Below are 13,834 nucleotides of genomic sequence, written 5' to 3' on the forward strand. Positions count from 1 at the left end.
CATGAGCTTGCGTCGTACCGCCGCACTGGCGGTCCTCGTCCTGACCTCGACCCTCGGCTTCACCGGGTGCAGCGGCGACGAGACGACGCCCACCAACTCGGCCGCCGACGCCGACGGTGACGACAAGGTCACGCCCGAGGAGGTCCTGGCCTTCGCCAAGGGCAAGCTCGACGAGACCTCCGGCGTCGAGCTGACGCTCTCGACCGACGACGCCCCCGACTCCGAGGCCTACCTCTCGAAGGCCTCCGGCGTCATCACCGCCGACCCGCCGGCGTTCCAGGGCAAGGCCTCGGGCACCTTCGAGGGACTGCCCGCCAGCGACGTCGAGATCGTCTCGGTCGACGGCAAGGTCTACGCCAAGCTCTTCGGCGCCTTCCAGGACTTCAAGCTCCCGAAGTGCGTGCCCGACCCCGCCGGGCTGCTCGATCCCGACACCGGCTTCGCGACCGTGCTGACCGACGCCGAGGAGGTCCAGGCCGGCAAGGCCGAGCGCGGCGGTGCCGACAACGACGAGATCCTCACCCCTTACACCGCCGTGGTCCCCGGCGCTGCCGTGCAGAACCTCCTGCCCTGCGCCCCCGGTGACGAGTTCGTCGCGACGTTCACCGTCGACGACGAGGGCCTGCTGCGCACCGCCGAGATCAAGGGCCAGTTCTTCGAGGGTGGCGGCGACCTGACCTACACGATCGCGATCGCCGACTACGACGTCGACAAGGCGATCACGAAGCCGTGACCACCACGGGGGCCGACCCGGGGTCCACCGGCCTCGACCGGCGCTCTCGCGCCCTGCTGCTCTTCTCGGCCGGTGCCGTCATGTTCGCGGCCATCGACACCTACGTCGTGGTCCTCGCCCTGCCCGACATGATGGCCTCGGTCGACATCGCGGTCGACGAGCTGCAGCGCGCCGCGCCGATCATCTCGGGCTTCCTGCTCGGCTACGTCGCGATGCTGCCGCTGATCGGCCGGATCGCCGACCTGCGCGGCCCGGTGCCCGTGCTGGCGGCCTCCCTGCTGGCCTTCGCCACCGGCTCCGTCGTCACCGCGATCTCCTACGACCTGCCGAGCATGGTGCTCGGCCGCTTCCTGCAGGGCGTGGGCGGCGGCGGGCTGGTGCCGGCCACCATGGCGCTGGTCGCCGCCACCTATCCGATCGAACGCCGCGGCCTGCCGCTCGGACTGGTCTCGGCCGTCCAGGAGCTCGGCGCCGTGCTGGGCCCGCTGTTCGGGGCCGCCGTGCTGTCGTTCACCACCTGGCGCGGCATCTTCGCCATCAACGCCGCCGCGGGCGTGGCGCTGTGGGCCCTCGTGCGGGTGCTGCGCCGCCGCGACGGGGCTGACACCGACGAGCAGCGGGTCGCCGTGCCGGCCGGCCCGGCCGGCCGACCCGACCTGCTCGGCGCGCTCGCGCTCGTGGTGGCGGTCGCCGCGGCGCTGCTCACGATCAGCCCGCCCCAGGCCCTCTACACCGACCTGACCTACGGCGAGCTCTTCGTCCCCGTGATCTCGGGCGGTGGCCGGTGGTGGGAGCCGATGGGCCTGGTGGCGGTCGGGGCGTTCGTCGTCCTGTGCGCCCGGTGCCTGCTGGCCCGGCGCCCGCTGCTCGACGTCCGCTCGTGGGGGCGCAGCCTCGCCGAGGCCGACCTGGCCGGCGCGGCCTACCTGGCTGCCGTGCTCGGGGGGATCGTGCTGGCCTTCGCCACCGCCGACCCCGAGGTGTCGGTGTTCTCGGCCCAGGGCCCCTACTTCCTGGTCGGCTCCGGTCTCGCGCTGGTCGCCCTGGTGCTCCACCTGCGCCGTACCCCCGACCCGATCGTGCCCCGCGGAACGCTGTCGTCCCGGCCGGCCTGGGGCTCGCTGGTCGTCAGCCTGCTCGTCGGGTGGGCGCTGATCGCGGCGCTGGTCGACGTCCCGCTCTTCGCCCGCACGGCAGAGAAGGGCTACGGCCAGCTCGACGCCGCCCTGGTGCTGCTGCGCTTCCTGGTCGCCCTGCCCGTCGGCGCCGTCGTCGGAGGTCTCCTGGTGCGCCGCCTGCCCGCGGGCGCCATCACCGCGGTCGGGATGACCGCGGTGTCGGCGTCGTTCTGGGCGATGTCGCACTGGGACCAGTCCTCGCTCGACTCCTGGGCCTCCAGCAGCTGGCCCCTCGTGCTCGGCGGGCTCGGCTTCGGCCTGGCCCTCGCCCCGGTCAACGCCGCCATGCTCGCCTCGACCCGCGACGACGCCCACGGCCTCGCGAGCGCCCTGGTGGTCGTGGCGCGGATGGTCGGGATGCTGATCGGCATCTCGGTGCTCACGACCTACGGCCTGGCGCAGCTCTACGCCGCCCGGCGCGACGACCCCTCCCTCAAGGTGCGGGCCCTGGGCCTGCTGCAGGAGCAGTCGGTCTTCGAGGGTGCCGCGGTGGTCGCGCTCGTCGCGGCGGTCCTGGCGCTGGTGCTCCTGCGGGGGGCGCCCACCCGGGGCGTCACGACCGGACAGGTGCTCCGCGGCGTGGGGTAGGGCGCTAGATTTCTCCTGTGCCGGACTTCGACGAGCTGCTCGTGGCCAACCGTCAGTACGCCGCCGGCTTCACCCAGAGCGGCCTCGACGGGGTGGCCCGCCGCGGCGTCGCCGTCGTCACCTGCATGGACTCGCGCATCGACCCGCTGGGCATGCTCGGGCTCGTCCCCGGAGACGCCAAGATCCTGCGCAACCCGGGCGGCCGGGTCGACCACCTCACCCTCGAGGCGCTGGTGCTCGCTGTGCACCTGCTCGGCGTCAACCGCGTGGTCATCGCCCCGCACACGCGCTGCGCGGTGGCCTCGGCGACCGAGGCCGAGCTGCGGGCCCGCATCGAGGAGTCGGCCGGCATGGACGCCAGCTGGCAGAGCATCCACGTCGTGCGCGACCAGCTCGACTCGCTGGCCGACGACGTGCAGAAGGTCCGCACGCACCCCCTGGTGTCCGAGGCGGTCACCGTCGGCGGGTTCATCTACGACGTCGACACCGGGCTGCTCGACCGCAAGTTCTAGACGCCCGCACGTTCCCGCCGCTCAGAGCCAGCCGTGGTCCTCGGCGATGCGGACGGCCTCGGTCCGATTGGCGGCGAGGGTCTTGCCGATGGCCGCGGACAGGTGGTTGCGCACCGTCCCCTCCGACAGGCTCAGCTGGCGCGCCAGCGCCGCCACCGGCGCACCGGCGCGGGCCGCGCGCAGCACCTCGGTCTCGCGGGGGCTCAGGGGTGACTCCCCCGCAGCCAGGCTGTCGGCCGCGAGCGCGGGGTCGACCACGCGCAGCCCGGCGTGCACCCGGCGTACGGCGTCGGCCAGCTGCGCCGCGGGGGTGTCCTTGACGACGAACCCCGAGGCGCCGGCCTGCAGCGCGCGCCGCAGGTAGCCCGGTCGCCCGAACGTGGTCACGACGAGCACCCGCGTCGCCGGCAGGGCGACCCGCAGGGCGGCCGCAGCGGTGATGCCGTCGATGCCGGGCATCTCCACGTCGAGCACGGCCACGTCGGGCCGGTGCCGGAGGGCGGCGGGGACCACCTCGTCACCCGTGCCGACCTCGGCGACCACCTCCAGGTCGGGCTCGAGGCCGAGCAGGGCCGACAGGGCACCGCGCACGAGCGCCTGGTCGTCGGCGAGCAGCAGCCGGATCGGGCCGGCGCTCACCCGAGCACCACCCGCAGCGCGAAGCCCGGCGAGAGCCGCTCGGTCACGACCGTCGCCCCGGCCGCGGCGGCGCGCTCCCGCAGGCCCAGCAGCCCGGACCCGGGACCGTCGGACGCGGACGCGGACGCGGACCCGACTCCGACGCCGTCGTCGCGGACCTCCGCCCCCGTCTCCGAGAGCCGCACCTCGCAGGTGTGGGCACGGGAGTGGCGCACCACGTTGGTGACGCCCTCGCGCACCGTCCAGGCGAAGAGCTCGCGTGCCTGCGTGGGCACGTCGTCGACCGAGCCGGGCAGCACGGCGGTGATGCCCGCGGCCTCGAGGACCATCCGGGCGCGGATCAGCTCCTCGGGCAGGGTGACGGTGCGGTAGCCGGTCACCGCGCGGCGTACGTCGGCCAGCGCGTCGCGACTGAGCCGCTCGAGGTCGGCGACCTCCGCCCGGGCGCGCTCGGCGGCCTCGGGCGACCCGGCGTCGAGCAGCCGGCCGGCGAGCTCGGCCTTGACGGTGATCACGGTCAGGGAGTGCCCCAGGATGTCGTGGAGGTCGCGGGCGAACCTGCTGCGCTCGTTGTCGACCGCGAGGCCGGCGTTCTCCTCCTGGGCCGCCAGCAGCTGGTGGTTGCGCGAGACCACGGTGCGCACGCCGAGCACGGCGACCGACGCGGCGAGCACGCCGAACAGCAGGCCGGTGGGGCTGCCGGCGTCGGCGAGCCGGAACAGCACCACGTCGGCCATCACGAGCAGGGCCACCACGACCCCGGCCTGGCGCACCGGCAGCACCATGATCGCGCCGACGGCGATGTAGGGCGAGCAGGCGGCCCCGGAGGGACCGATGAGGACGACCATGGTCACCCCGAGTGCCGTCTGCACCACGAGGTGGGCGAGCGCACGGGAGAGCTCGGGACGACCGCGCATCTCGCGGCCGCCGCGGGCACCGAGCCACAGCGACAGGTAGACGCAGGCGAACAGCAGGGTGGTGACGATGCCGAGCAGCCCCCGCGGCTCGTCGCGGTCGTCCCAGGCCTCGGCGAGCGGCTCCAGCAGGAAGAACAGCCAGATGCCGGCCAGGAACGGGGCGGCCCGGGACACCGGGACGCCGGGGGCCTCCGTCTCGGTCGTGCTCGGCCCGCTGGTCACCCACGTCACCGTAGTGGCGCTCAGACCCGCGAGGTGTCGCGGCTCATGCTCCACGCGGCGCCGGCCACGAAGACCACCAGCCACGCCACCGCGTTGGGCACGGCACCCCAGGCCAGGTCGCCCGTCAACGGGGCCCGGCTGATCTCGGCCACCCCGAACATCGGCGTCCACTCCGCGATCCGGTAGACCACCGAGCCCTCGTCCATCGGGATGAACACGTTGCCGAGGAAGGCCAGGATGGCCAGCCCGGGCCCCAGCACCTGCATGGCGTTCTCACCGGGCACCAGGTAGCCCACGAACACCCCGAGCGCTGCGAACACCAGCACGCACACCACGGTGAGTGCCGCGCACGCCAGCCACGTGCCGACCGCCATCGAGGGCTTGCCCTGCACCACGCCGACGAGGTTGACCGCGGCGATGGCGACGCTGCCCAGGGCCAGGGCGACCAGCGCCTTCGTCACGACGTAGGCCGCCGGGTGCAGGGGCGTCAACCGCAGCTGCCGCGACCAGCCCAGCGCCCGCTCGGTGGCGACCGAGGCGCCGCCGGACGCGGCGATCAGCGCGGCGCCGTACAGGGCCATGGAGACCATGACGTAGGCGGCGACGTTGCCGTGGCCGTGCCCGTCGCCCACCGTGTCGTTCCAGTCGGACTGGCTGCCGAAGGACAGGAACAGCGCCGCGGGGAAGACCAGGCTGAAGAACAGGGTGCGCTTGTTGCGCAGCATGCGTCGCAGCTCCAGGCGCAGGACGGTCGGACTGAACCCGCCCAGCGGCGGGACGGTGCGGTCGGTCAGGGCGGTGGTCGTCGTGCTGGTCGTCGTGGTGGTCGTGGTCGTCATCGGGCACGCTCCGTGGTGAGGTCGAGGAAGGCGTCCTCGAGGCCACGCGCGGTGATCTCGAGGTCGTGGGCGGTGGTGTGGGTGTAGAGGTGACGGGCGACGGCGTCGCTGTCGGCGGCGCGGACCAGGACGTGCTCGCCGCGGACCTCGACCGACTCGACGCCGGGCAGGTCCCGCAACGCCGCGAGGACGGCGGCCGACGGGCTCGGCAGGGTGGCGCGGACGACGCGCCCCGAGGCCAGGGCCCGGACCTCGGCGCTGGTGCCGTCGGCGACGATGAGCCCCCCGCTCACGAGCACGATCCGATCGGCGTACTGGTCGGCCTCCTCGAGGTAGTGCGTCGCGAAGACCACGGTCCGACCGCGCTCGGCGTCACGGCGCACGGTGGACCAGAACGACCGCCGGGCCTCGACGTCCATCCCGGTCGTCGGCTCGTCGAGCAGCAGCAGCGCCGGGTCGGGCAGCAGGGCCAGCGCCACGCGCAGGCGCTGCTGCTCGCCCCCGGAGCACTTGCCGACGACCCGGTCGGCGAGGGGGGTGATGCCGGCGTCCGCCATGACCTCCTCGACCGGCCGCGCGTGCGGGAAGAGGCTCGCGACGTACTGGACGGTCTCGCGCACCGTCAGGTCGGTGAGCAGGCCGCCGGACTGCATCACCGCGGACACGAGCCCTCGGGCCACCGCGTCACGCGGGGGCAGGCCCAGGACCTCGACCGTGCCGCTGGTGGGGCGGCCCAGGCCCAGGACCAGGTCGAGGGTCGTGGTCTTCCCGGCCCCGTTGGGCCCGAGGAACGCCACGACCTCGCCGGGCTCGATGCGCAGGTCGATGCCGCGCACGGCCTGGACGGCGCCGAAGCTGCGGGTGATGCCGGACAGGAGCAGAGCGGGCGCCCCGGGCCCGGTGGCGGTGGGCCACCGGCCGGCGGCGAGGGTGCTGGTGGTCTTCATGCCTCCAGCGTGGCCGCCACGCCACCCCGCCGCCTCGGTCGCGCGTCACGGTCTCGGGGTGACAAATGTCAGGGCCCCGCCCGCGCCGGGGCAGGACTCCTAGAAGTCGAGGTCGGCCTCGGTGAGCTGGCCGCCCGCGCCCACGATGAACTCCTTGCGCGGCGCGACCTCGGAGCCCATCAGCAGCTCGAAGACCGACGCGGCGAGGTCGGCGTCGTCGACGGTGAGCTTGCGCAGCGTACGACGACGGGGATCCATCGTGGTCTCGGCCAGCTGGTCGGCGTCCATCTCGCCGAGACCCTTGTAGCGCTGCACGGGGTCCTTCCAGCGGGTGTTCTTCTTCTTCAGCTCGGCCAGCTTTCGCTGCAGCTCGTCGTCGGAGTAGGTGTAGACGTACTTGTCCTGGCCCTTGCGGGGGTTGGCGATCTCGATGCGGTGCAGCGGCGGCACCGCGGTGAAGACGCGACCCGACGAGATCAGGTCGGGCATGTACTTGAAGAACAGCGTGGCCAGCAGGCAGCGGATGTGGGCACCGTCGGAGTCGGCGTCAGCCATGAAGATGATCCGGCCGTAACGCGCGGAGTCGAGGTCGAAGGTGCGTCCCGAGCCGGCCCCGACGACCTGGATGATCGAGGCGCACTCGGCGTTCTTGAGCATGTCGCCGACCGAGGCCTTCTGGACGTTGAGGATCTTGCCGCGGATGGGCAGCAGCGCCTGGAACTCGGAGTTGCGGGCGAGCTTGGCGGTGCCGAGCGCCGAGTCGCCCTCGACGATGAACAGCTCGGTGCGGTCGTTGTCGGCGGCACGGCAGTCGGCCAGCTTGGACGGCAGCGACGAGGACTCCAGGGCGTTCTTGCGACGCTGGGTCTCCTTGTGCTGACGCGCGGTGATGCGGGTGCGTGCGGCGCCGTAGACCTTGTCCATCAGCGGCCGGGACTGGCGCTTGTCGGCGGCCTTGGTCGAGGACAGGAACTCGGTGAAGTGCGCGGCCACGATCTTGCGCACCTCGGAGCGTACGGCGGGGGTGCCGAGGATCTCCTTGGTCTGGCCCTCGAACTGCGGCTCGGCCTGGCGCACCGTGACCACCGCGGTCATCCCCTCGAGGATGTCGGACTTCTCGATGTCGGGGTCGTTGACCTTGAGCACCTTGGCGGCCCGCATCGCCTCGTTGAACGGCTTGACGAGCGCCGCCTCGAACCCCGCGACGTGGGTGCCGCCCTTGGGGGTGGCGATCACGTTGACGAACGAGCGGAGCTCGGTGTCGTAGCCGGTCCCCCAGCGCACCGCGATGTCGACGCCGAGGTCGCGGTCGACGTCCTGGGGGGTCATGTGGCCCTGGGCGTCGAGCATCGGCACCGTCTCGGTGAACGATCCCGAGCCCTGGATGCGGAGCACCTCGGTGACCGGCTCGTCCTTGGCGAGGTAGTCGGTGAACTCGGCGATGCCGCCGTCGTGGCGGAACTTCTCCTCGGTCGGGGTCTCGCCACGCAGGTCGCGGATCACCAGCTCGAGGCCGGGCACGATGAAGGACGTCTGCCGGGCCCGTCCGACCAGCCCGTCGAGCTCGAAGACCGCGTCCTTGGTGAAGATCCGGCGGTCGGGCCAGAACCGGATCCGGGTGCCGGAGGCGTTCTTGGCGACCCGCTTGCCCTTGCGGGTCATCCCGCTCTGCTCGACGAACCCGGCCGTGGGGCCCTCGCCGTCGAAGACGCCGGCCGCGCCGTGTCGGAAGCTGATGCCCTGGCTCGCCGGCGCGCGGTCGACGTCGATGTCCATCCGCGCGGACAGCGCGTTGACCACCGAGAGCCCGACGCCGTGCAGGCCACCGGTGGCGACGTAGGACCCGCCGCCGAACTTGCCGCCGGCGTGGAGCTTGGTCGCGACGACCTCGACGCCGGGGAGCCCGGTCTTGGGCTCCTTGTCGATCGGGATGCCACGGCCGTCGTCGTGGACCTCGGCCGACCCGTCGCGGTGCAGCGTCACCTCGACGCGGTGGGCGGCGCCGGCCAGCGCCTCGTCCACACCGTTGTCGATGATCTCCCACAGGCAGTGCATCAGCCCGCGCGTGTCGGTCGAGCCGATGTACATGCCCGGTCGCTTGCGGACGGCTTCGAGGCCCTCCAGCACGAGCAGGTGGGCGGCGTTGTAGGTGTTGTCGGCGATCGTGTGCTCCCGGGGTGGTGCGCCGCGACGGTCGCCGCGGCACCCAGGAATCTACTAGCGACACGCCGTACGCCGGTGCAGGCACGCCCCGCCCGGTCGCGACACGATGGACCCACGCTCCACCGCTCGACACCGACAGATCCCCCCGGCAGCCAACGACGACGGCGTCCACGGCATGGAACCAGCCGGACGGGGCATACCCTGCACGACGGGATCGAGTGGTGTGCACCACGTCGAAGTGGGAATCTTGGTTCCGCTGGCTACGTTGGACACAGCACCGACGAGATGAGAAGAGGCCACCAAGTGACGACTGCAACCGCCCCCAGCACCACGATGACTGCTGAGGACCGCTGCGACCGCTGCGGCGCCCAGGCCTACCTCCGGGTGGAGCTCCAGAGCGGTGGCGAGCTGCTCTTCTGCGCTCACCACGCCCGCGAGCACGGAGACAAGCTCAAGCAGATCGCAGCCAGCGTGGTCGACGAGACCCACAAGCTCGGCGCGACGCCCAGCAAGCCCGCGGACGACTGACGACTGACGAACAGCTGGCTCGCGACTGAGCCAGGACGATGACGGCCCCGGACCTCGGTCCGGGGCCGTCGTGCGTCTCGACCACGACAGCACCGGGGGCACCGGCGGACCCGGTGGCCGCGATGTGCCAGCCTCTCCCCCGTGGCCGTCCTGCTCTCGCTGTGCGCGGCGATCGCCTACGGCCTGTCCGACTTCGTCGGCGGCGTCGTCTCGCGCCGGGTCAGCCCGTGGACGATCGCCTTCACCTCCCAGGTCGGCGGCGGGCTGGTGGCCCTCGTCCTCGGCGTGGTCGTCGGTGGTGACCCCCGCCCGGTCGACGTGGGGTGGGCCGTCCTCGCCGGGGTCGGCAACGGCGTCGGGACGGCGTTCCTCTACCGCGGCCTGGCCGCCGGCCGGATGGGCGTGGTCGCACCGGTCTCCGGGGTGGGCGCCGCCCTGGTCCCCCTGGTGGTGGGGCTGACCACCGGCGAGCGCCCCGGGCTCCTGGCCTGGCTGGGGATCCTCGCGGCCCTGCCGGCGATCTGGCTGGTCGCCCGCGAGCCGGCCCCCGACGACCAGCCCGCGGTCAGCGCGGCCGGCCTGGTCGACGGCGTCCTGGCCGGCCTCGGCTTCGGCGTGCTGTTCGCGGCCCTCGGGCAGATCCCGGAGGACTCCGGCTTCCTGCCGCTGGCCCTCAACAGCGTCGTGGGCGCCGGGGTCGTCGCCCTCGTGGCCACCGTGCTCGCGCAGCCCTGGGTGCCGCGGCAGCCGACGGCGTACGTCGGGCTCGTCAGCGGCGCACTCGGCTCGGCCGCGACCGGGCTGTTCCTGGTCGCCACCCAGACCGGCTACCTCACCGTGGCTGCCGTCATCACCTCGCTCTACCCGGCGTTCACGGTGCTGCTCGCCGCGCTGCTGCTGCGCGAGCGGATCCACCGAGACCAGGCCGTCGGCCTCGCGCTGTGCGCCGTCGCGGTCGGGCTGATCGCCGCCGCCTGAGATCTACCGGTGTCGTCGCGACAGCAGGACGCGGACCTACCCTTGGCCCTAGCCTCGGCGCGTGACCACACGAGACGTCCTCACGATGGCCGCGATCGTCATCTCGGTCGCCGCGTTCGCCATCAACCTGATCAACCTCATCGACCGCCGCCGTCAGGACCGGCGCGACCTGTTCCTCAAGCTGCACGAGCGCCTCATCGACCCGGACCTGCAGAACGGCCGCCGACTGCTCTACCAGCGGGTCCACAACCAGGCCGACGCCGGTCGCCTACGTGAGGACCACCCGGACGACTACCAGCTGGTCAACCGCGCCCTGGCGATGTTCGACGTCTTCTCGCTCTACGTCGAGAAGGGGTACGTCGACCGCGACGTCGCCCTCGAGGAGTGGGGCCACGTGATCGCCCGGGCGTGGTCACGCGCCCAGCACGTCATCGCGGACCGGGACCAGGACCAGACGTGGCAGGTGTGGCCCCACCTGCGCGCGTTCGCAGGAGAGGCCACGCGGTGGCACGAGGCGCACCGTCAGCCGCCCAGCTCCGGGCGTTGACGGCGGTCCGGGAGGACCCTAGGCCTGGGTGGGCCCATCATGGTCGATCGGCAGGTACTCGGCGGCGGCCTCGACCTGGGTGAAGATGCGGGACGCGATCGGGGTGCGCATCTCCTCGGCAAGCTGACCGAGGAGGCCTGCGCAGCGGGCTAGCAGGACGACCCCGCGGAGCATGGGCAGTGGGACGTCGAGGTCGGCGAGCACGGCTCCGCAGGCGCCAGCGCCGTTAAGGGGTAGGCGCTTGCCGAGCACGTCGGGGGCGACGCGGCCCATCGCGGCGAACAGCGCCAGGTGGGGACCGTAGGTGCCGTGCTCCTGGGCAAGGGCGAGGAGCCTGGCGACGCGTGGGTCGCCGTTCTTGTGCAGGTGATGTCCGAGGCCGGGGACGAAGCCGCCAGCCTTGCGGCGCTGCTGGATGGCACTGGTGGCAAGGGCGTCCCACCCGATGTCGTCGGTGGGGACCTGACCGTCGACGACGGCGAGGGCATCGGCGAGGAACGTGCCGGTGTCCTCGCTGACGCCGAGGAACCGCGACCCCCCGCCGAGCAGCCCGGCGGCGAGGGCGCCCTGGATGGCGTCCGGTGCGCTGAGCCACGTCAGACGGGCCGCGATCGCAGTGGGGGTGAACCCGTGGTCGGCGAGCGCGACGAGGACGGCGTTGAACATGGCTGCTTGTCCCGCGGTCGGCTCGCGGAGGGTGATGAGCTGGTAGGCGAGGTCGCCGAAGTCGACCTTGCCGATGAGGTCTGCGGACAGGTCCCGGCCCATCAGGGAGATGGTGTCGACGGTGGAGACACCGAGCGATGTCGGGTATCCCTCGTGGTTGCTGCTCATGCGAACTCTCCGGTGTTGTCGTTGATCCAGGAGCGGACGTGGTCGCTGTCGGCGCCGAGCGTGGGGGGCGGTAGGTCGTAGCGCAGCGACGAGCGGGAGAACCCGATCGGGTTGCGCACGAGGGGTACGGCGGTGGTGCCGGTGCCAACCTCTACGACCGGCTCCAGGCCGAGACTGGCGGCGAACTCGACGCCTTCCTGCACGGTGTTGATGGGCCCGGCGGGCAGCCCGGCACCGGTGAGGAGGTCGAACCACTCGGCGCGGGTGTGCTCCTTGAGCAGCGCCTCGAGCACGGGCTTGAGGGCGTCGCGGTTCTCGGTGCGGTCGGCGACCGTCGCGTACCGGGGGTCGTCGGCGAGCTCGGGCCGACCGAGGACCTTGGCCAGGGCGGCGAACTGTCGGTCGTTGCCGGCGATGATGACCATCTCGCCGTCGGCGGTCTCGAGCGGCTCGTAGGGGAACAGGGATGGGTGGGCGTTGCCCATGCGGTGCGGGACGGCTCCGGCTGCGGCATAGGCGCCGGTGTGGTTGACGAGCCCCGACAGCGCGGAGGAGAGCAGGTTGACCTCGATGTGCTGCCCGCGGCCGGACTGGTGGCGCTCGTTGAGGGCGGCCAGGGTGCCGATGAGCGCGTGCATGCCCGTCATCACGTCGAAGACCGAGATGCCTGCGCGGTACGGGGGGCCGTCAGGCGACCCGGTGAGGCTCATCAGCCCCGACATGGCCTGGACCATGAGGTCGTAGCCGGGCAGGTGCGCGCCGCCGCCGGTCCCGAAGCCGCTGATGGAGGTGTAGATGACCTTTGGGTTGCTTGCCGCGACGCTGTCGTAGTCCAGCTGGTACTTGTCCAGCCCGCCAGGCTTGAAGTTCTCGATCACGACGTCGGCTCGGTCGGCGAGGCGTCGGGCCACGGCGGCATCGTCGGGGTCCTTGAGGTCCAGGGTGATGGACCGCTTGTTGCGGTTGATGCTCAGGTAGTAGGTCGACACCTCGTCACGGGTGGGCGGCATCCAGTGGCGGGTGTCGTCGCCGCCGGGGCCCTCGACCTTGATGACGGTGGCGCCCATGTCGGCCAGCAGCATGGTGGCGTAGGGGCCGGCGAGGACGCGGGAGAAGTCGGCGACGACCAGACCGTCGAGGGGCCCTCGCGGTCCGTTCGCGTGCTGATCACGCTGCTGGTCAGGCTGGTGATCGTGGGAGTTCGTGGTGTCGGACATGAGTCCTTCCGGGGGAGCTTTGGTAGCGATGGCGGTGGTCCCGGACGCTTGCCTCAGGCGCCGGCCTCGGCGGGCTCAAGGACGAAGTTGAACTCGGCGGTGACGAACGGGGTGGTGAACACAGTGCCGTCGGGTGCGGTGCCGCTGTCGTGGGTCACGAACGGGGTGACGAGCTGGGGCTTAGTGCCGAACACGACGTCGCTGTCGAGGAACCTGGTGTCCTTCTCGAAGATGTGCGTGATGAGCCGCTGGTAGCCGGGTTCCTCGAGGAGGAAGTGGATGTGCGCCGGCCGGTAGTGGCTGATCTCGGTCTGGCTGATGAGGGCTCCGACCGGGCCGTCCATGGGGATGGAGTAGCCGAGGGGGACGATCGAGCGGACGCAGTAGGTTCCGTCCTCGCGGGCCTGGTACTTCGCTCGGAGGCGGGCTTCAGCGGCTTCGCTGATCTGGGCTTCGTACATGCCGTCGGCGTCGGCCTGCCACACGTCGAGGATCGCGTCAGGGATGATCGCGCCGGTGGTGTCGGTGACGGTTCCGGTGACGAACAGGGGTGTTCCGGCCAGCCCGTCGGACATGTCGTGGCCATAGGGGGCGGGCGGGGAGCCGTCGATGTGGAACGGGCCAAGCACGGTGGCCGGGGTGGCGACCGGCGAGAAGTCGTGGTTGATCTGGACCACCAGCATGCTGAGGCCGATGACGTCGGAGGCAAGGATGAACTCCTCGCGCTTGGTGTTGCTGATCTGACCGGTCTTGGTGAGCCACTGCACCGCGGCCATCCACTCGGCCTCGGTGAGGTTGACCTCGCGGGCGAAGTCGTGGGCGTGCTTGACGAGACTGGTCATCAGCTCGGCCATCCGTGGCGTGTGGGCGGTGGCCCAGCGGCGGGTTGCTTCCTCGGTGAGCTCGGCGTATCGGGTGTCGGTCATCTGGTTCTCCTTGCGGGCGCCATGGGGGGCACGGCGGACGGCAGGTCGGTCGGCCTGCTGGCGGGT

General features: G+C 72.1%; 14 protein-coding genes. 6 read left to right on the forward strand and 8 right to left on the reverse strand.

The window, feature by feature from the left end; genetic code table 11:
- The first annotated feature begins 1 nt into the window (after position 1).
- The 3 genes from FJQ56_RS12695 to FJQ56_RS12705 are packed head-to-tail and all read left to right on the forward strand — an operon-like array spanning position 2 to position 3,011.
- Entirely contained in the window at positions 2-733 is a 732-nt protein-coding gene (locus tag FJQ56_RS12695; protein WP_140009949.1) for an LppX_LprAFG lipoprotein, read from the forward strand.
- A complete protein-coding gene (locus tag FJQ56_RS12700; RefSeq protein WP_342776453.1) occupies positions 730-2,499 on the forward strand; it encodes an MFS transporter in 1,770 nt (589 codons plus the stop codon). The genes FJQ56_RS12695 and FJQ56_RS12700 overlap by 4 nt, the downstream gene beginning before the upstream one ends.
- A gap of 17 nt (positions 2,500-2,516) precedes the next feature.
- Positions 2,517-3,011 (forward strand): beta-class carbonic anhydrase, encoded by a 495-nt coding sequence (locus FJQ56_RS12705; protein WP_140009950.1) that lies wholly within the window; start codon positions 2,517-2,519, stop codon positions 3,009-3,011.
- A 21-nt stretch (positions 3,012-3,032) separates the two neighbouring features.
- Here the strand turns inward: FJQ56_RS12705 and FJQ56_RS12710 are convergent, their stop codons facing one another.
- The 5 genes from FJQ56_RS12710 to FJQ56_RS12730 all read right to left on the reverse strand — a co-directional run bounded on the left by FJQ56_RS12710 (position 3,033) and on the right by FJQ56_RS12730 (position 8,663).
- Positions 3,033-3,650, reverse strand: a complete 618-nt coding sequence (locus FJQ56_RS12710; RefSeq protein WP_211350990.1) for a response regulator transcription factor — start codon at positions 3,648-3,650, stop codon at positions 3,033-3,035.
- Entirely contained in the window at positions 3,647-4,789 is a 1,143-nt protein-coding gene (locus FJQ56_RS12715) for a sensor histidine kinase (protein WP_211350992.1), read from the reverse strand. Before FJQ56_RS12715 ends, FJQ56_RS12710 begins: the two co-directional genes overlap by 4 nt.
- A gap of 20 nt (positions 4,790-4,809) precedes the next feature.
- Positions 4,810-5,628, reverse strand: a complete 819-nt coding sequence (locus tag FJQ56_RS12720) for an ABC transporter permease (protein ID WP_140009951.1) — start codon at positions 5,626-5,628, stop codon at positions 4,810-4,812.
- On the reverse strand, positions 5,625-6,575 hold the full coding sequence (locus FJQ56_RS12725; RefSeq protein WP_140009952.1) for an ABC transporter ATP-binding protein: 951 nt from the start codon (positions 6,573-6,575) through the stop codon (positions 5,625-5,627). Before FJQ56_RS12725 ends, FJQ56_RS12720 begins: the two co-directional genes overlap by 4 nt.
- A gap of 99 nt (positions 6,576-6,674) precedes the next feature.
- Positions 6,675-8,663 (reverse strand): DNA gyrase/topoisomerase IV subunit B, encoded by a 1,989-nt coding sequence (locus tag FJQ56_RS12730; RefSeq protein ID WP_140009953.1) that lies wholly within the window; start codon positions 8,661-8,663, stop codon positions 6,675-6,677.
- A gap of 378 nt (positions 8,664-9,041) precedes the next feature.
- On the opposite strand from FJQ56_RS12730, the gene FJQ56_RS12735 reads away from it, so the two are divergent.
- From FJQ56_RS12735 to FJQ56_RS12745, 3 genes are all read left to right on the forward strand, one after another.
- Complete coding sequence (locus FJQ56_RS12735) at positions 9,042-9,266, forward strand: DUF7455 domain-containing protein (RefSeq protein WP_140009954.1); 225 nt, start codon at positions 9,042-9,044, stop codon at positions 9,264-9,266.
- 141 nt (positions 9,267-9,407) lie between these two features.
- Positions 9,408-10,244: a DMT family transporter gene (locus FJQ56_RS12740; protein ID WP_140009955.1), complete on the forward strand. Its 837-nt coding sequence runs from the start codon at positions 9,408-9,410 to the stop codon at positions 10,242-10,244.
- Positions 10,245-10,305: 61 nt separating this feature from the next.
- On the forward strand, positions 10,306-10,791 hold the full coding sequence (locus FJQ56_RS12745; protein ID WP_140009956.1) for a DUF4760 domain-containing protein: 486 nt from the start codon (positions 10,306-10,308) through the stop codon (positions 10,789-10,791).
- Positions 10,792-10,809: 18 nt separating this feature from the next.
- Here FJQ56_RS12745 and FJQ56_RS12750 read toward each other — a convergent pair whose 3' ends face one another.
- The 3 genes from FJQ56_RS12750 to FJQ56_RS12760 are packed head-to-tail and all read right to left on the reverse strand — an operon-like array spanning position 10,810 to position 13,768.
- Positions 10,810-11,625, reverse strand: coding sequence for a citryl-CoA lyase (locus FJQ56_RS12750; RefSeq protein WP_140009957.1), 816 nt, complete (start codon positions 11,623-11,625; stop codon positions 10,810-10,812).
- Positions 11,622-12,842 carry a CaiB/BaiF CoA transferase family protein gene (locus FJQ56_RS12755; RefSeq protein ID WP_140009958.1) on the reverse strand — a complete coding sequence of 407 codons (1,221 nt, stop codon included), beginning with the start codon at positions 12,840-12,842 and terminating at the stop codon, positions 11,622-11,624. The genes FJQ56_RS12750 and FJQ56_RS12755 overlap by 4 nt, the downstream gene beginning before the upstream one ends.
- Positions 12,843-12,895: 53 nt before the next feature.
- A complete protein-coding gene (locus tag FJQ56_RS12760) occupies positions 12,896-13,768 on the reverse strand; it encodes a dioxygenase family protein (RefSeq protein WP_140009959.1) in 873 nt (290 codons plus the stop codon).
- Positions 13,769-13,834: the final 66 nt, after the last annotated feature.

Source organism: Nocardioides plantarum, from assembly GCF_006346395.1.
Taxonomy (GTDB): domain Bacteria; phylum Actinomycetota; class Actinomycetes; order Propionibacteriales; family Nocardioidaceae; genus Nocardioides; species Nocardioides plantarum.